Here is an 18187-nt window from a genome sequence, read left to right as displayed (position 1 = left end):
CTCCATTATATCGATGAATATTTTATCTTTCCTGCTTCATTCCTTGGTAAATATTTAACTGAATATATGTTAAAGTACATTCTTTGAATATTTAATCTATTAACCATGTAATGGATCACTGTATCAGGATCACCAGATTCTAGATATACTTTTATATTGTTATCTTCTCCTTTACAGGCACAAACACAAGACATTGTCTTAAGATTATTTTCTATCTCATCTAAACTTATCCGCTCACCACATACCTTTACAAAACGTTTCTTCCTCCCAATAATGTAAAGGAAACCCTCCTCATCAAGGAAACCTATATCTCCAGTCATAATTGAACCTTTACACTCATCTTCCTTGATAAGATCGTTTGCGTTATAAGAATAACCTAACATTACATTGGGACCTTGGTAACAAATCTCACCTTTGATATTCGCACAGTCAGAAACATTTCCATTCTCTTTTATAATGGTTACCTTGCCGTTCTTCACAACTTTCCCCACGCTATCATGTTTTCGAGTAGCAAATGCCCACGGCATTACAGCAATTCTCGCAGTTCCTTCCACCTGCCCATACATCTTGATAAAGGGAACCCCTGTCTCTTTGGATAAAAAATAATCCAAAACATTACCAGCAAGAGCACCACCTGCCTGTGTAACATATCTTATCGAAGGAAACTCATGCAGTTTGATTTTTCTTTTACAAATGTACTCATATGTAAAAGGTACACCTCCAAAGGTTGTTACGCTCTGTTCACGTATTAGATCCCAAAACTTTGTACTCATGACAGAATATTTGTTTAAAACAATAGATGCACCTTGATAGAGATGTGTATTGACAATAGATAAACCATATGTATAGTAAAGTGGTAAGATTGTTATTACTCGATCATGGTCTACAATCTTTAGAGCGTCTATAATCTGTTCTGTATTACTCACAAGATTTCCATATGATAATCGAACAAAACGTGGACTCCCAGTGCTCCCTGAGGTACTTAACAGAACAGCCAATTCATCAAACATCTTCATACTTTTGTTGTTAAGCTGATAAAGCCTATATGAACCAAAGTCACTTACCCAATCAGCATCCACCTGGATTTCAGCCGGGCAATAAATGTAATTTGGATGATAAGCATTCATTATTGTCTGTAAGTAATTCATGTCATTCACCGTTTTCACAAGCATGACAACGATCTTCTTATTGATGAATCCATAATATGCCGCCAGTGCATCATAAGAATTATCACACATAAATAAAACCAAAAATCGGGTTTTGATGTTGTCAGTAATCCGAAGCGAGTATTTTTCTAAATCATCGTATGTATATTTGACTCCATTTTCGATAATAGCTGTCCTATTCTTATCTATCCTTAAGTTATTAAACATTTCATCACGTATAATCCAATCGTTGTAATGGCAATTGGATGATTCCTTTCTTCCTGATTCCGCCAGGCTGTTTGATTTTACCTTTAATACACTTATCTCGCTATCATTGCTGCATCTAGTTATTCTCTGTCAACACTTTCTATTTCTCTTTCTGTAATTATCCATAGCATTCGCAAAGGAATTTTCACTAACTTTATTTGCTTCATCGCATTCTTTTAAAGCTTCTGCATTCTCCCAGATTTTATTATAAGCCTCTATATACTGTTCAAGTAAATCATCGCATTTCTGTTCAAACCGTGGACTTAATAAAAAGGTTGTGTTAGCTACTGCCTCCGTGTTTGGTAAACTATAAACTTGTCCACCAATAGTTTCACCTCGTTGATTATAGGAATACACTGTGATGTTGTTTGTATAGAGTGGCTGTTTATGATTCCATCCTGCTCCATAAAATTTGGACAAAACACCTTCTGCCTTTAATGCTTTCATAAACGTGCCAATCGATATACCGAGCAAACCCTCACAATCATAACGAGCAAAATTATAGGAATATTGTCTCACTGCTCTTTTATCTACTTTCTGAATCTTCACGAATGGTAGATTTGAAATGTTCTTCTCCAGATATTTTGCGTTTTCGTTTCTAAACATACTTAATTGTCTACTACGATTCAAGCTATCTTGTGCAATCGCTATACCAAGCGGATGTGGTCTGAACTTATAGCCTAACCCTGTCAGTACAAACTTCCTGTACTGTCGATTCGAAAGCTCCGAAATCCTTTCTATTCGCCCAAGTGTTACTACCTTTTCATAATACTCTGTATTATTGGTTACTAATATACCTCCTTCTCCAGCAGTTAATATTTTATCTCCCTGAAGACTAAAACAGGCGATATCTCCGAGAGTACCAACTCTGTTTCCTTCCCATTCTGCAAGAAAAGCATGTGAGCAATCTTCAATAATTTTTATTTCACCATTGCGGGTCAACTTTTGGATCTCTGTGAAGTTTACAGGATTTCCGAAAATATGTGTTACGATAATTGCTTTTGTCTTGCTTGTGATCTTCTCCTGAATCGTTTCCGCTGAAAGATCGAAACTATCTTCATCAATATCCGCAAAGACAGGGATAGCACCAAAATGCAATACACACGATGATGTAGACCAATGCGAGTAGGACGGTACAATTACTTCATCACCTTCTTTTATCCCAATAGCAAATACCGCTGCAAAAAGAGCCGATGTACAATTTGTTGTACAAACTGCGTATCTGTTACCATTATCTGAAGCAAAATTTGTTTCAAACTCTTTTACAACAGGAGATATAGATATTTCATCCTCCTCCATCATTGATACTACTTTTCTTATACCCTCGTCAGAAACTTTCCGTACCTTTACTTCTTTATCATAATCAATTGTAACTGACTTTTTTCCTCCTAATAAAGCTAATTTTTCCATGGATAACTCCCCCTTTTTAATAAGTATGGTGAAAGCGTGAAGATATTTTTCCCCACTGTTTCTTGTCCATAGTGAAAAAAGAATTCATAATCATCTCGTTGAAACACCGTTTTTGCTGCCATATTAAAGCCCGATTCAAGAGCAGCCTTATCAACCAAACAGCCAGTAACATTCACGTCAAAAGTTTTCAAACCAGTTTGCATTATTGATATGTTCTTAAATTTATTTATTTTATATTCTGCGATAAGTTTAAGCAAAACCCCTCTAAAATAATTGTTACCATACAAATTAGTTCCCAGGATCATATTCCGATTCGGAACCAGTCGAATTACTTTTCTAAGATTACTACATTCACATTTTTCAGGCATATAATACGCAAGGTCGCCTGTTTTATAACGTATAAAAGGCATTTGTCTTAGTATATATGAAGTTACTGTGACAGTACCAACACGTCCATTTTCTTCAATAACATTATCATTCTCATCTAGAAGTTCAACATATACAGAATCTTCCATGATATGTAGATTTTTATTTTTACATGAATATGCGATTCCCCATGTTTCCGTACACCCATAGTAATTAGAAACAATACAGTTAAAAAATTTTTCGTAAGCAAATTGCTCTTCAACAGTTATGAAAGATCCTGCGTTTTCAATTAATTTTAATTTGCTTAACCTTGTATCATTTATCTCACAATATTTTTTTATAGTTTCAAGCCTATTAACATTCACCATCCACATATCATAGTCGTTCTTAATTAAATTCTCAATATTAACTAATGGCGACGATGGATTGTTGCAGTTAAATGCCTCCGTTGCTCTAATACTTATAAGATTGTTTCTGGCACTCCACAACGCTTTTGCAAGAAGGAAACGTTCATTTAATGTCTTAACTGTAACAAATGGCGTACCAGAAGAGCCACTTGTATATTCAAAAACATATTCGCAATTATCTATTTGTGAATGTTCTTCCCTTCCAATACGCCTTTCATATTCAGCTCGCTTAACCAGTTCCCCACATATATGTTTAGAGACAAATTTGGAGTAATCTTCCCGTATGTTATCTTTATCAGTTGGTGGTATCTGAGAAAAAGAATGAACAATCTCATCATTAGTAAGTGCATCCATATGCTCTGGAATTATGCCGGCATAGAAAGGCACATTATTGCGTGCATCCATTAATATATTCTTTATTTTTTCAATTCTCATCATAACTTATCACCTTTTAATCACCACTAAGTAACTCTTCCATCGTTGATACCAATTCTTTGTATGGTGCAATTTTTTCAATTAATAAGTATTCGTCAGGAAACTCGATACTGAACTCATACTCTAAATCTACAACAAGCTGTACTATATCAATAGAATCAGCACCATAAGCATCTACTAAATTAGTTTCATCATTTATCTTTTCTATATCCACTTCGCCAAGACAGCACTTAATGACATTTTTTATTCTATCCTCAATTTCCTGTTTCATTGTTCTTCTCCTCCTTTATTTGGCTATAATCATAAGGTGAATATTGATATATGTCCGATACATTTACTTCTGTATGCTTAATTACACTGTTCTCATCTAATTCTATCGCATGATAAGCCGTATTTATCGTAATGCCCTGATCGTTCTTGGTCACGCTGATCGGTGGTATATAATCATATCCATTTATAAGGAAATGACGCACTATATGTCCTCGTAGACGTTCCAGCTTAGTATGATAATTGTAATAGAACTGTAAATCTTCACTCATAAGGCAGATTGGAAATTCACCCTTAATTTTCCGAAGCTCCGACTTCTCCCCATTTTCTACGCAAACCTCTATACTCTTCGTACGCACCATGGCAGTTACATCTACTATGTAATAGGCACTATCCAAATAAAAATAATTTACCACATGCCCACACCCATCTTCACGGATGTAATGTAAAAATCCAGATTGGACATATGCGTCTTCACACATATATTGGATCCATGCACAAATAGCAGCGCAATTCCCGTAATTATCCTTAATTGCTTCCTGCGCTGATTTATGAAATTCCCATTTCTTGTCTTCAAAAAGAATCAATTTATAGTCATCTTCATATCGAAAATCCGACATATATAGTAACTGTATGGATTCATATAAATTAAGTCCTAAGCGTTTTTTTTCATCTGGACTATACTTTACCCATCCTAAAACCTCCTCATTCGTATATCGACTGTTTCCTAATGTACATACAGGAACCCAGAACAATCCCTTTGAGATTTGGACTTGGAAGTTTGCGTCATAGCGAAGATTCTCTAAATCTTTCATATAAATCTCCTTTCCATTGCATAACATAAAAACATTGAGACTTTAATGGTCGTCTTTATCAAGATAAACGCTCGGCGTATCCCAACAGTGAAAATGGTTACTTTTACATATCGAATACGACCCAAACCCTCCTAGTTCAAGCAAATCATTTTCGCATAAATCAAAACGTAAAGCTTTGGTAAATAGCTCTTGATGCATACAGGTATTATCAAAAAAACGATAGATCCGTATCTTCCGGTCTACTGGCGTAACCTTGCACCCATATAGTTTTATATATTCTGGTATGCGGTTAACTCCAGTTGGATACCCCGCATCCAGATATATGTCATGATATCCATCCTGTTTTCGAACAGCCACTACTCTTGTAATAAGAACACCAGCTGTTTTTATAACAGCCTGACCTGGTTCACAAATAATCCTTATTCCGTATTTATCTTTCATATAAATAAGTCTTTGGTTTAGCCTTTTCGTATATTCCTCGTCAAATGGAAGATGAAATCCACCACCAATATTTAATATGAAACTACTATTTTGCGGCTTTATACAGTCAAGTATTTCTTCTACACGTGAGAGAACACGCAGCATAGAATCAATGTCAGTATTATTCGAAATATGGAAAGACAGACCATCTATCGTATTATGTTCAAGGATTGACTTAATTTCTTTCTGTTTCACTCCATATTCAATTGACTCTGGACAAATATCACTTACAAATATCCTCATTACCATTGTCACATTGGTTACAGAATACGTAGCTATATGTATCTTATTGTATTCATTAATATGGTCAAAGACAAAATATCGGCAGCCTAATTTATACGCTTTTCTTATGATTTCCTCCGTTTTTATAGGCAGGCCAAAGATTATTCGGTTTGCATCAACTCCAAGCTCTATCAATTTGGTTATTTCACCAATGCTCGAAGTTTCGAATTTTGCCCCGATTTTGTCCAAAACCTTTAAAACCAATGGTTCAGCATTTGCTTTTAATGCATAATAGACATCAGATACACAAAGGCTATTTAGAACCATCTGATAATTTTCTATTATTTTATTCTTTTCAAACAAATAATATGGAGTCTGCATAAAAACCTCCTTAAAAAATGTGGCAATACTTCATTATTATGGATTTATATATCAAACTCATATTTCCGTTCCGTTTTATGTTTCTTTGCATATCACAATAATCCTTTACTGTCACATCGCCTGGCCACATACACTTGGGACAAGTTGCATAAACAGCGCAACTTTTACAATTTCTTTGATCCAGCATTTCGTTGTACAAAGTGGCTATCCGTTCTTTCAATAGCGCTCTATTAGGCAACTCCCATAATTCACCTATACTTTTACCATGGAAGCATGTATAAAGTTTATGATCTTTACCAATCATAATTCTCTTTAAACTACAAGCTCCACATCCTCCTTTCCCATAAATCTTACAAAAATCCTTTATAAGAATGTCACCATTTCGACTACCAAAATAACGAACATATTGCTTTGGTGTAATTTTATTATCTCCATTCAATAATTTTGCAAGTGATATCTTATCAGGCAGATCTACCAACGAACTTTTCCATTCACTTTCATCTAGTTCAAAAACATCCTTAGAATTAGTAAGCTTTTTAACCACTGGAATATATTCAGGAATATACTTTCCCTTCCCATTATAAGCTTCACCGGCAAATGATTCTTCCGCAAGATAAAGATCAGTTTCATTTTCCATTTTATCCTGCATGAATATTATTTTCGTAGTAGGCGGAATACAACTCGCTAACCATTCATAAGTAATATCACAGATAGATAATATCAGCACTTGGTGAAAGTCCTCTGCTTGAAAGCCTATTCCCATCATGGATTGCATCACACTTGTTTGGTATTGCTGATAAGAATAGATTTGGTTAAGTGGTAGATGTCTGAGTGTATATGGATTGTATTTATATAACATTGGAAAGAAATAATATTTCAAGCTGAGATATTTATCTCCAACAATACCTGAAACTGCATGATACGCCTCAGTACCAGGATAATAAGTCAAAATACTGTGTTCATAACGATCAGGCGAAAGTTTCTCGATGAAACTAAGTGTTTTCTCCGCTTCTTCGCGAGTTTCCGTTCGCCAGCCGAAAATGGCATTTATTGCAACCGCAATCCCGTTCTGTTTTGTCATCAAAACCGTTCTCTCAAACTTTTCGATATAATCATTTCCTGATGCAGTTTTTCCCATTTCTTCCAAAATATGCGGCTCAGCGCTTTCCAATCCATAATTAATTCTATAACATCCCGCATTACTTAATGCATTCAATAATTCATTGTCCATGAAATCCGCTCGTGCATGTATGCTAAATTTGAAATGAAGACCTTCTTCCACTATTCTTTTACATAATTCTATAACCTGCGAACGGTCATTTACAAATAATTCATCATTGAATTTAATATCCAATTTTGTCCCGCTACTTTCTTGAACAGATAAAAGATATTTTATGTCATTTATTACATGATTCACCGAGTGCCTGCGAATAGTGCAGCCATTCATTGCAGAAAACTTACAGAACTTACATGCCATCGGACACCCTCTCGACATATTTAATGCTACCATTTTATTTAATTTCTGGCTTTTAATAGGATCTATCACCCCCGACAAATAAGGCGAAGGGTAGATATCCAAATCAGTAGTCGAAGTACAATCTGGCACATATAATTTATTTTGTATATTAAGAATATATCTGTAAACTTCCTCTTCATTGTCATTATTAATACACTTATCGATACCTGGAATCATGTTAAGCAGTATATCAGATGAATAGGTTGCTGCTGATCCTGTAGCTATTATAGAAACGATTATGTCTTGTCTTTCATGAACTCTTTTTACCAATTCACGTACTAAGCGGTAGTTTTGGTCATGACAATAGAAAATAATAAAGCATGGTTTCAACGCTAACATCTCTTCAATTAACTCATCCATCGGCAAAATAGATTCAGATACATACACTTCTGCATTGATCTTTTTTTCACGTAAGTATGCTACCATATAAGCCTGATTCAAGTTGTAAATGACTCTTCCTGTAAATTCAAAACATACACTAAGCACATCTAAGTTTTCTTTATTCATTCCGACACCCCATATCTTTGCGCCTGTACACGATACATCTCAGCATATTTACCGTTTAAATTCATCAACACTTTATGCGTTCCGCTTTCAATAATTTGTCCACTCTCCATCATGAATACCTTGTCCATCATCCGCGTAGTTGATAAACGGTGTGAAATAATGATGATTGTCTTATCAGAAAGTTTTTCCGAAATCAACTTATTGAAGTAATATTCACTTTCGGGATCCAAAGCTGCCGAAGGCTCATCAAGCACAATACAATCTCGTGAAGAATAGATTACTCGCGCTAATGCTACCTTTTGACGCTCACCACCGGATAGTATATATCCATTTTCGTCAAATTCTTTACCAATACGTCTTGATAATAAATCCTCCTGTTCAGTTTCAGGGAAAAGCCTTACCGTAGATATTGTATCTCTCACCAAACCATATTGCGATCTGGTTAATTCGCCCATCGCAACATTCTCCGCAAGCGACACCTCATACATATTAAAATCTTGTGAAACTACGCCAAATTCTGCTCGGTACGATTGTAAAGAATACTCTGTAACGTTTAAACCATTTGCTTCGACTACACCTCTCTGTGGATTGTAAAGCCTCAGTAGCAATTTAATTAATGTCGATTTTCCTGAACCATTATAGCCAACTAATGCAATCTTCTCATGCGGCTTAATTGCTAATGTTATCCCTTGCAGCACATCTTTCGTTTCATTTGGGTAATGGAACCAAACATTGTTGAAGCTTAACATTCCCGTATTCTCCGTCAGTAACTTATCTCCGCTGTTTTCATCCGTTATAGAACTAAAGGTACGGAATTTATCAATATAAATACTATAATCATTGAATTCGTTAACAAGTCTTGCTATTTCTCTCACATTGTTGCTCAGAGTCCATGCTGAATTTATCATACTAACGAAATCACCGACCGAAATCAACCCTTTTAAAACCAACCGCAGAACAAGACTTGTGACATAAAGAACATCAAAGAAAAGGGTACTCATATCTTCTAAATGTGAAAAAATCACGATAGGGGTAGAATACTTAGAGATAATACCGCGTATGTCATCTACCGCCTTTTTATAGTCATCAATCAGCATTCCAGATATATCATTCATACGGATTTCTTTTGCATAGTCACTTAGATAAAATAGCCTATCAGTGTAATCCATCTTTCGATCGTACACAAGCATCTCGTTCTTTCTTTTAAACAAAAGAGCATTTAGTTTCTTTCCGCCAAACACCGAGATAACCATTGAAGCAATCACTAGGATAAAGCAGAATGGGTCTATGATAAATATTAAATTTATTGTTAAGACAGTTGTTACTATGCTCTTTAACAAATTAGAAAGTGTTTCCAGCACCGCATAAATCTTCTTATCCATAGAAGTCATACTCAATATATATCCGTCATAGAAATTCGGATCATCAAAAGCAGACACTCCGATTGAAACGGCTTTATGTAACAAGGTGACTTGTACATGTTTTTCTAGCTTAATTTTCGCAAGTGGTGTCATCAGAAAATTGCAGACATTGGACAGAATCAAATATGCTACATTCATCAGAGCAAAAATAATAAGTGTAGTAACAATTTTATTCAAGGATTCTTTAGCCTGCACTTGATTCGTAATTGTACGAATAAAATAGACACTGTTAATAAACTGTATACAACCACTAATTACACCGAATAAGATGAACGAGATTGCATAAACTGGAGTTGTACTAAAGATTATTTTCAAGATGAAGAGATTGTTCCTGATCACTCCATTTTTTTTATTTAGGTGTTTCATCGCTGTATCCCCATTTCTGTTTTGAGAAAAGACGGTAAAAATAGCTTTTATTGTTTATTAGAGCCTCAAATGTTCCATCTTCAGCCACTTCACCATCAGCTAAATAAAGTATCCTATCTGCCGACATACAACTTCCCAAATGATGTGTTATGAAAATGACGGTTTTATCTCCGCAAAACTCATCTATTTTCAGATACAAATTATTTTCTACAATAGGATCAAGTGCGCTAGTCGGTTCATCCAAAATTAGAACAGGAGTGTTTTGAGCATATGCTCGAGCTATTGACAACCGTTGTTTTTGCCCTTCTGATAGCACTAACCCATCATCCTGGAATTCTTTTGTCATTACTTTATCTTTTCTTTCAACAAATTCATCTAGCCCTGAAAACTTTAAAGCATTCTCAACCAGTTTACTGTCCACTTCACTATAATGATGCATTAATATGTTCTCAGACAGTGGTGCTGCAAATATCTTATAATCTTGAAAACAGACTCCAAAAATAGAGCGATATGAGGCCAAATCATACTCCTTGATGTCTATTCCATTCAGCAATATTCTTCCCTCGTCCGGATCATAAAGACGCAGTAATAACTTAATTAATGTTGTCTTTCCTGCACCATTATAGCCAACGATCGCATTTTTTTCATTTGCTTGAATTTCAAAACTCACATGTTGAAGAGCTTTCTTCCGTCCGTCGTATGAAAAGCTCACATTGTCAAATGTGAAAACGAGTCCATTGCTCCTGTCAAACTTACGTTTTCCTGTGGATACCACTTTGGGCTTACGTTCCATAAATTTTCTAAAATTATCAATATATTGATTATTTTCTGAAAATGATATAATTTGCATAGATATTCCGATTAGATTGTTCGATAGTATTGCTATACTATTGACCATAACTACGAAATCACCGAGTTCTATTGTATGATATTCAATGATACGTACAAGCATATAGAGAACAACACCGAATGTAAGACACGCATAATTTAAATTATCGTTTAAAATAGAGAGCAGCGTTATTTTTTTTCCGTATTTCTTTGTATTTAAAATTTTTTTATCTACCGCCGTGTCGTAATCTCGCATCAGAACATCAAATATTCCATGAGTCCTTAACTCAATTGCATATTCTTTATAATAGGCAACACGTTTTACATAATCAATTTTACGGTCTTCTGCTAGATTCTCCATATCAGAATGATATCTCATTTTTTTAATAACATTTCCAATCGTAAATGTAGAAATTATAGGTATAATCACAAACAAAAGTGCACCGATATCCAAAACAGCTGTTGTAAAAAATATTATCAGCGAAGAACATATCATGGAAATTAATATAGACACTCTGCCAAACGTTGAAACTACCTTTCCTCTCGCTCCCGATAAGGCACGAGTATATTGCTCATAAAAATCAGGATCCTCATAAGCCGCTAAATCCATTGCAGCGGCCTTCTCGTACAACATAACACTAACATTTTGTGTTAATATCGGATCTGTTGCTGGCACAACGACTTTCTTATAATAGACAAAGAAAATTTGAAGTGTAATAAATACAACCGCAAATATACCCAACAGGATATGTATCTGCTGATCATCCACCTTCGTACTTAGAGCATTTAACAACAAACGAAGAAATACTACATTGTATATTGCCCAGCGACAAGAACCGAGCGTATCTTTTATAATAGACAGGACAGCCCTTTTAGGGCAAGCTAGATATACTAGCTTTAGTATGTAGATTGTATTCTTAATCTCATGCATTAGGCCTTTTTTATTATTTTTTTTCAGCGTTCTTCCATCCCCATTCTTCTATACTTTTCCACACAGTCTATCATACTGTTTATAGACTTTAGGTTATCATAATTCAAATCTTCGTCATCGAATTCGATATTATACTCATCTTCAAGCTCTGTAACTACTTTTAGTATGGAAATCGAATCCATACCAAGAATTAATATATTCTCATTATCATCTATTTCGTTTATCGGCTTTTTTAATTCAACCAAATTATAAATGATTTCTCTTATGGTTTCTCTCACATTATTACTCCCCATACACAGATCCCCCTTCCTAAAGAATTCATATAAGATAAACTAATAGGTTTAATTTACATGTATTAGGATATAATTTAATACATTCTTTCGTTTATAAAGGCAACTAATGCATTCCGACATATATTTAGTTAAACATTAATAATAGTATTAACATCAACTTACAAATCATAAGTTATTCAGCTGTGATCTATAACCTGTAGGGATAAATATCATTCGTCTGCATCCCCACAATTATTTTAAACTAACTTAAACTAACTTAATGTAACTCAAACTTACTTAATGTAAATTAACATTGGTCACTACAATATCCAGCAGCTTCTGATGCATAAATAACTTCTTTCTTCTCCATCAGTACTTTTACAACTGGTTTCTTCTTTAATTCAGGCATATCTTCTTTTTCAGTATTATTTTCATTTAAATAGTCTTTTTCCATTCATTTGCACCTCCTTAAGATATAATATTATATTATAGTGACATTAAGATCCTTGTTATTTATGATGCAGACTAGTGAAAGCCACCATAATTATCTCATTTTGTTTGAAATTAATATGGTAAACGAAATATAACCTTTTTCTTAAACGATATTTGTCGTCCATCAAAATTATCGTAGTCTAGAATTTTAAGTGTTTCTTGTATGATCTCAGGGAATTCCTCAGGTTCTATGTAAAGATCTCGAAAAAACTTATTTCCATTTACCTGGTATAGTGATTGATTAAAAAACTCCTCGAGACAAGAGGCTTCCCCTAATTTTTTATACCCCAGGTTTTCGCAGTTTCTATACAATTCCGTAGACGGAAGAATCGACAGGACATTGAACATTATGTTCTCTATCCCCATTTCCATACAGTCTTGAATACTTCTTAAAAATGTTTCTCTTTTCTCAAAAGGTAAACCAAGCAATACTGAGGTCTCAATTTTCATTCCGTACGATTTTAAACACTTAATAACTCTCCTTACTTTATTCATGTCACAACACTTATTTCCAATGTACTTTTGTGTTTGTGGATCGGTGGTTTCCGTTCCTATGAAAATCCTCTTTACCCCTATTTCACATAATGCATTTATTATCTCTTCATCAAGACAGTCAATCCTTGTTCCACACCAAAAGTGTAAATCATTGTTACACCTTTTCATTAATTCTGCGAAACGTAAAATACGACTCTTACAATATGTTGTAGTTTCATCAAAAAGCATAAACAATTCATTACCGTATACCTCATTTATCTTGATAATTTCATCTACTATGCTTTTTACATCAAACTCCATATCATTTAAATTCCCAGAATGAATACAAAACGAACATTTGAACGGGCAACCACTGTTGAATACATAATGAATCTGCTTATAAATCGCAGGTGATACCATACCAAGATATAAATCTCCTGAATAAACACTATTTTTTGAATCAAGTTTCGAGCAATACACTCCATTTACTTGATCAAATATATCCAATTCCGATAGTTTTTTTCTGTCTCCTCCAATATCAGCCAAAATTCTTAGAGGTTCTATCCCCTCTCCACGAATAATAACATCGAATACCTTCTCACCTAGTGCGAGTATCTCGTGTGCACATTTTGTAGCAATACAACCTCCCACTACGATTAAAACTTCGTGAAGTACCTCTCTCGCTGATTTTGCAATATGATAGATTGACAAGTTTTGAAAATAAGTTGTAATGCCCACAATGTCCGGCTTATATGTTTTAATAATTTGACGAATTCCAATTAGATCAACAGTACAAACACCCGTATCAAGTAGAAGAACATCATGTCCATCATTCTCCAGAACACGTTTAAGAAGAACGAGACCTAATGGAGGAGGTGGTGCAGGCGTTGTCATTGGGAGCATTAATCCCCACGATGGTGGAGATATAAGCAAAACTTTAGACATTACAGTCTCCCTTCATCACAGCGCAATAACGATTCACGCCATTTATCTGTTTTAATCTATTTATGAATTCTGTACGTAAAGGAGATTTCCAAAAATCAGTAAAATCATTCTTTAAGATATTACCTATCTTCGATTCTTCAAAGAATGGACAGCAAAGTACATCTCCTCTTTCATTAATAACACATTTGCCCTTGCCAGCACCACATTTCCATGTATCTCTACCAATAGCCTTTTGTTCTCCATCTACAAACTGATACACAATGGGATCATCCTTTTTTTCTGATTTATCCAACGGAGAATAAAACACACTATAATTTCGATCTTTTTCTGCTGTAAATACTTGTAATGTTGACACAAATCTTTTCTGGTCATCCGCTGACATCCCAATTTGATCTTTGTGTTCTGCTGCCCATCCACGATTTATTAGACTACTAAATTGAGAATTGGAAACTCCTATCTCCTGGCAAAACTCAATTATGCGAGGAATATCATCAATATTTTGCGGGATAACAGTGGTGTTTGTTTTAACACAATAGCCACGATTTATAGCATATTTCATCCCAGTAGTTGTTTTATCAAACACACCTTCTCCTCGCATAAAATCATGAACTTCGCGTAAACCATCTAAACTAACAATAAACTCTAGCATATTCTTTTTTACTGATCCGAATTCCGCTTCCAAGCGTGTAATAAATTCTGGAAGAATTATTCCATTGGTAAATATATGTAGTTCAAGACCATTATTCATAAGATAGGCTACTATTTTAGGTAACTCATCCACCGTTAATGGCTCACCACCTGATATAGTCACTACAAATGCTCCGCTTTTAACAATCTTCCTCGCGATTTCCATATTGCTCTCTGCGGGCAACTGTAAATTTTGTTTTTCGCCAATATAACAATGTTTACAACGTATGTTGCATCGTGAAGTTATTTTCCACTTAACATGGAGTGGAAAAGGTAAATCCTCAAGCTTATCATTGAACTCTGCGTTCTCAAAGGAATCGTTAAGTTCCGTAAATATTTCTTCTACATCATTCTCATCGCAGCAAAGAAGTTTAGCCAACCCTTCAGTATCATCACTGCGAAGATACAACTGTATTAACTGCAAGGTGTATTCGTTTACAGTATAAAAATCGTCCTGAAAATAAACGACATAAGTATCGTCACCGATTTTTCTATACATAAATGTCCCTACCTTTCTTATCTTGCTAGATATTTGAACTTCGTTTTTATTAACCATTTAGACTGTATATATCATCTTATCCGCATTAAGAGCAAGGATAAATTCTTTAATACGTTCCTTTTCATAATCGTCATTACTAAAAAGTCTGATGATATCGTTTCCTGTCATTGTCCCATCCATCTTTGTAACTATGTTCACAGCTTCTTCAGAACAAAATCGTAAGGGCTCACACATGAAAATATAGGAATCTCCCTCAGATCGAACCGAATTCGTTTTTAATAACAACCGTTTTGAAGCTAGCATCTTCCATTCATCATCTAAATACTTTCTGGCAAGACTATCCTGAAATGAAGGCCATTTGCCTACATCGCCATCAATCTTACAAGCTCCGAAACATTTTAGTATTTCTTTACACACCTTGCATTTTAGCGGAAGCCATCCCAAATTTCTGAACTCGTTCATTCGAGGGCTGTTCCAAACATCCATAAATGAAGTAGTCGTTAAATCTCCTAACATAAAATCAGCTGTAGGGCATAATTTTACTTTTCCATCGCTGTCAATCGCACAGAATGAAATTCCTGCACTACATCCATGTACGAGATATCTAAACTCTTCATTAACAACACAATGTGGAATACAGTTAATTACATGAATCGGTACATCATTACGACGGTAGTTGTCGATATGCTTTAACATTGCATTAATATCTGAACTAAAGTCTTTATTTTGAGAAAGACCTTTTTCATTGATACGAGCAACATTTACAGATGCATTCAGTTTTTCTGCAAGAGCAATAACGGATTCCAATTCATCAGGTGCATCATTTAGATTACAGTAAGTAAAATTTAAAGACAATTTATTCGCCGGATACTTTTCTCGAAAACGAAATAGATTCTCTTTTACGACTCTATAACTTCCCTGTAGCCCAGTTATCTTATCATGCGTTTCTTCTTTTCCATGTAAGGAAACTCCAATAACTTTCAAATGGTCAAAAACAGAGCTTTTAGTATATTTATCCAGTAGTAATCCGTTTGTTATCAAAGACATTGCGAATCCAAGTTTTGCGCCATAAAGAATTATTTCTTCAAAGTTTGGATACAACAATGGTTCTCCTCCAGTGAAGCCAATTTGCCCAACTCCGTTCTCTTTTAGTTCTTCCATTATCCTTCTTGCTAATGCAAGTTCCATAGTTTCTTGCTTCGCACCACCCTGGGAGCAGAAACAACAGTTCATTTGACATTGATGACTCAAAATCATGCTCACTGTTAAGGGACTACTTAACGTATGGAGTCGCACATTATAATCAACAACAGCATTTTTGTAAATGATTTCATTACTGCTCATGTTTCTTACCGTTTTCTGTCTCCTTTTCTTTCAACGCTTTTTCTTTTTGTTCCTTTTCTTCCTTCTCTTTACGTTCCTTTTCTTTTCGTTCTTTTTCCAACTGTATTATTCGACATTGTGTCATTTCAGGTTTTATTTTTTTAATAGAAATTTCTTTATTATCCATTTCGATCATCCTTTTATTTTAATTTTATTTTTCACATATAAATTGCAAATACGCCGCACTCTCAATTCCATCAGGTTTGTAATCTCCAAGTATTTGTTTCAACTTAAAACCAGCCTTTTCTATCAGGCCACATATGCTTTCTTTATCACATATTAAGAAATGCAATTGTGAAGCATATGAATCTATAATGTCGTCTTTGTAATTATATTTCGTATAAATTTGTGTTGCCAAGTAGTCCTTTTTCAAGTCATGAAAACGTGTGGTTTTATATAGTTCGTATGTATCAGTAATGACACTTGAGGTACAGAGTATATTCTGCCCTTTATAGAAGGTTTCAGAATTGTTTGTATCTACAATCATCCATCCTCCTGTATTAAGCACATCATATGCTCTTCTGAAAGTCTTCTCTATTTCGTCTACATGTGATAGCCATGCTATGCTGTTATTATATAGTAAATCAACTTTACCTTCTAAATGATTTAGATAACGCATATCATCCACAATAAAGTTAATTCCACTGCTTAGGGTTTTTTCTATGCATTTTCTTATCATACCTGTTGAAAGATCCATGCCAATGAGTTTATAACTGTCAGATAAGTTTAAATTAGTAAGAGTCTCTCCAGTACTACATGCCTCATCAAGAATTACAGAACCCTTACATAAATACTTCACAATGAAGTCATGTAAAAAACTTACTCTTTCATTACTACAGGGGGTACATATCTCATCGTAAAAATCTGCTATACTATTCATAAATCTTCCAATGTCCACATTAATACCCTCCCTTGTAAAAGATCATTTGCATGAATGCACCTTCCATACCTACTTTATAGTCGTAAAACGTTTGATTATAACTTAAATTGAACTTTTTCGCTATTTCGATAACTTCATCAGAGGTATGTAACTTCCACTTTAACCGACCCGTAAAAGTGTATTGTTCAAGTCCAGACATATGAATATATGTCTGCGTAGCCTCTAGATCAGCTCCAATATCAGACTTTTCATACTTTGTAAGTTTGTAAATCAAACCATCCTCTAAAGGAGCGCATTCTGCATAAAATGGACGACATGTCTTTATATACCTCTCGGAATCCGGGAAATCCAACAGCAGTAATCCACCTTGTTTTAAGCAACGTACACTTTCTTTTATCACTTGTTCAAGATCGTCCTTTGAATCAATCCACTCAAGAGAATTTGAATAAATAATATCAAAAGAGCCGTCTTCAAACATCAATTCTTTCATATTCATGACATTGAAATTCACCTTATTACCAAGAGCAGCATTCTTTTGGTTTGCTTCTTCAATCATTCCCGAAGAAATGTCAATTCCCGCCAAATGAAGTCGTTCATCACTAATGCGTAAAGCTGTCTCTCCAGTACAACACCCCATATCCAAAACATAAATACTATCTTTTTGAAAAGCGGCGGTAAATACATCTTTATACAATGCAATCCGCTCCTTTGTGCATGGATGGCATATCGTATCGTAGAGATACGCAATCTCAGTCATAAACTCCGCTTTATCCGTTATTATCTTATTCATC

17 protein-coding genes are annotated in these 18187 nt (G+C 34.8%); all 17 read right to left on the bottom strand.

Annotation, left to right across the window (positions count from 1 at the left end; genetic code table 11):
• Window positions 1–5 precede the first annotated feature (5 nt).
• Complete coding sequence (locus RBU59_RS20805) at window positions 6–1373, bottom strand: AMP-binding protein (RefSeq protein ID WP_308144390.1); 1368 nt, start codon at window positions 1371–1373, stop codon at window positions 6–8.
• A gap of 129 nt (window positions 1374–1502) precedes the next feature.
• Window positions 1503–2822 carry a DegT/DnrJ/EryC1/StrS family aminotransferase gene (locus RBU59_RS20800; protein ID WP_308144389.1) on the bottom strand — a complete coding sequence of 440 codons (1320 nt, stop codon included), beginning with the start codon at window positions 2820–2822 and terminating at the stop codon, window positions 1503–1505.
• The gene (locus tag RBU59_RS20795) at window positions 2810–4033 is read right to left on the bottom strand and encodes a hypothetical protein (protein WP_308144388.1); all 1224 of its coding nucleotides are present in this window, start codon (window positions 4031–4033) and stop codon (window positions 2810–2812) included. Before RBU59_RS20795 ends, RBU59_RS20800 begins: the two co-directional genes overlap by 13 nt.
• Before the next feature lie 13 nt (window positions 4034–4046).
• Window positions 4047–4301, bottom strand: coding sequence for an acyl carrier protein (locus tag RBU59_RS20790; protein WP_308144387.1), 255 nt, complete (start codon window positions 4299–4301; stop codon window positions 4047–4049).
• Window positions 4285–5112 (bottom strand): hypothetical protein, encoded by an 828-nt coding sequence (locus tag RBU59_RS20785; RefSeq protein ID WP_308144386.1) that lies wholly within the window; start codon window positions 5110–5112, stop codon window positions 4285–4287. Before RBU59_RS20785 ends, RBU59_RS20790 begins: the two co-directional genes overlap by 17 nt.
• Window positions 5113–5154: 42 nt before the next feature.
• Window positions 5155–6195 (bottom strand): hypothetical protein, encoded by a 1041-nt coding sequence (locus tag RBU59_RS20780; RefSeq protein ID WP_308144385.1) that lies wholly within the window; start codon window positions 6193–6195, stop codon window positions 5155–5157.
• Window positions 6196–6205: 10 nt separating this feature from the next.
• Window positions 6206–8218, bottom strand: a complete 2013-nt coding sequence (locus tag RBU59_RS20775; RefSeq protein WP_308144384.1) for a B12-binding domain-containing radical SAM protein — start codon at window positions 8216–8218, stop codon at window positions 6206–6208.
• Window positions 8215–10005, bottom strand: coding sequence for an ABC transporter ATP-binding protein (locus tag RBU59_RS20770; protein WP_308144383.1), 1791 nt, complete (start codon window positions 10003–10005; stop codon window positions 8215–8217). The genes RBU59_RS20775 and RBU59_RS20770 overlap by 4 nt, the downstream gene beginning before the upstream one ends.
• Entirely contained in the window at window positions 9989–11443 is a 1455-nt protein-coding gene (locus RBU59_RS20765) for an ABC transporter ATP-binding protein (protein ID WP_308144382.1), read from the bottom strand. The genes RBU59_RS20770 and RBU59_RS20765 overlap by 17 nt, the downstream gene beginning before the upstream one ends.
• A 344-nt stretch (window positions 11444–11787) precedes the next feature.
• Complete coding sequence (locus RBU59_RS20760) at window positions 11788–12057, bottom strand: phosphopantetheine-binding protein (RefSeq protein ID WP_308144381.1); 270 nt, start codon at window positions 12055–12057, stop codon at window positions 11788–11790.
• A 286-nt stretch (window positions 12058–12343) separates the two neighbouring features.
• Complete coding sequence (locus RBU59_RS20755) at window positions 12344–12490, bottom strand: hypothetical protein (RefSeq protein ID WP_308144380.1); 147 nt, start codon at window positions 12488–12490, stop codon at window positions 12344–12346.
• Window positions 12491–12600: 110 nt separating this feature from the next.
• Window positions 12601–13947: a B12-binding domain-containing radical SAM protein gene (locus RBU59_RS20750; protein ID WP_308144379.1), complete on the bottom strand. Its 1347-nt coding sequence runs from the start codon at window positions 13945–13947 to the stop codon at window positions 12601–12603.
• Window positions 13940–15133 (bottom strand): radical SAM protein, encoded by a 1194-nt coding sequence (locus RBU59_RS20745; RefSeq protein ID WP_308144378.1) that lies wholly within the window; start codon window positions 15131–15133, stop codon window positions 13940–13942. The genes RBU59_RS20750 and RBU59_RS20745 overlap by 8 nt, the downstream gene beginning before the upstream one ends.
• Window positions 15134–15190: 57 nt before the next feature.
• Window positions 15191–16390 carry a radical SAM/SPASM domain-containing protein gene (locus tag RBU59_RS20740; protein ID WP_308148618.1) on the bottom strand — a complete coding sequence of 400 codons (1200 nt, stop codon included), beginning with the start codon at window positions 16388–16390 and terminating at the stop codon, window positions 15191–15193.
• A 76-nt stretch (window positions 16391–16466) separates the two neighbouring features.
• Window positions 16467–16643 (bottom strand): hypothetical protein, encoded by a 177-nt coding sequence (locus RBU59_RS20735; protein ID WP_308144377.1) that lies wholly within the window; start codon window positions 16641–16643, stop codon window positions 16467–16469.
• Between the two features lie 24 nt (window positions 16644–16667).
• The gene (locus tag RBU59_RS20730) at window positions 16668–17414 is read right to left on the bottom strand and encodes a class I SAM-dependent DNA methyltransferase (RefSeq protein WP_308144376.1); all 747 of its coding nucleotides are present in this window, start codon (window positions 17412–17414) and stop codon (window positions 16668–16670) included.
• A 1-nt stretch (window position 17415) separates the two neighbouring features.
• The gene (locus RBU59_RS20725; RefSeq protein WP_308144375.1) at window positions 17416–18186 is read right to left on the bottom strand and encodes a class I SAM-dependent methyltransferase; all 771 of its coding nucleotides are present in this window, start codon (window positions 18184–18186) and stop codon (window positions 17416–17418) included.
• Between the last annotated feature and the right edge of the window lies 1 nt (window position 18187).

Source organism: Anaerocolumna sp. MB42-C2, from assembly GCF_030913705.1.
Taxonomy (GTDB): Bacteria; Bacillota; Clostridia; order Lachnospirales; family Lachnospiraceae; genus Anaerocolumna.
This window is presented reverse-complemented; position numbering and strand designations above follow the sequence as displayed.

Coding starts and splice junctions, on each gene's coding strand:
- RBU59_RS20740 (WP_308148618.1), bottom strand. CDS start 16,390: ATGATTTTGAGTCATCAATGTCAAATGAACTGTTGTTTCTGCTCCCAG.
- RBU59_RS20760 (WP_308144381.1), bottom strand. CDS start 12,057: ATGGGGAGTAATAATGTGAGAGAAACCATAAGAGAAATCATTTATAAT.
- RBU59_RS20770 (WP_308144383.1), bottom strand. CDS start 10,005: ATGAAACACCTAAATAAAAAAAATGGAGTGATCAGGAACAATCTCTTC.
- RBU59_RS20735 (WP_308144377.1), bottom strand. CDS start 16,643: ATGGATAATAAAGAAATTTCTATTAAAAAAATAAAACCTGAAATGACA.
- RBU59_RS20745 (WP_308144378.1), bottom strand. CDS start 15,133: ATGTATAGAAAAATCGGTGACGATACTTATGTCGTTTATTTTCAGGAC.
- RBU59_RS20805 (WP_308144390.1), bottom strand. CDS start 1,373: ATGTTTAATAACTTAAGGATAGATAAGAATAGGACAGCTATTATCGAA.
- RBU59_RS20780 (WP_308144385.1), bottom strand. CDS start 6,195: ATGCAGACTCCATATTATTTGTTTGAAAAGAATAAAATAATAGAAAAT.
- RBU59_RS20785 (WP_308144386.1), bottom strand. CDS start 5,112: ATGAAAGATTTAGAGAATCTTCGCTATGACGCAAACTTCCAAGTCCAA.
- RBU59_RS20725 (WP_308144375.1), bottom strand. CDS start 18,186: ATGAATAAGATAATAACGGATAAAGCGGAGTTTATGACTGAGATTGCG.
- RBU59_RS20750 (WP_308144379.1), bottom strand. CDS start 13,947: ATGTCTAAAGTTTTGCTTATATCTCCACCATCGTGGGGATTAATGCTC.
- RBU59_RS20790 (WP_308144387.1), bottom strand. CDS start 4,301: ATGAAACAGGAAATTGAGGATAGAATAAAAAATGTCATTAAGTGCTGT.
- RBU59_RS20800 (WP_308144389.1), bottom strand. CDS start 2,822: ATGGAAAAATTAGCTTTATTAGGAGGAAAAAAGTCAGTTACAATTGAT.
- RBU59_RS20765 (WP_308144382.1), bottom strand. CDS start 11,443: ATGGATTTAGCGGCTTATGAGGATCCTGATTTTTATGAGCAATATACT.
- RBU59_RS20775 (WP_308144384.1), bottom strand. CDS start 8,218: ATGAATAAAGAAAACTTAGATGTGCTTAGTGTATGTTTTGAATTTACA.
- RBU59_RS20755 (WP_308144380.1), bottom strand. CDS start 12,490: ATGGAAAAAGACTATTTAAATGAAAATAATACTGAAAAAGAAGATATG.
- RBU59_RS20795 (WP_308144388.1), bottom strand. CDS start 4,033: ATGATGAGAATTGAAAAAATAAAGAATATATTAATGGATGCACGCAAT.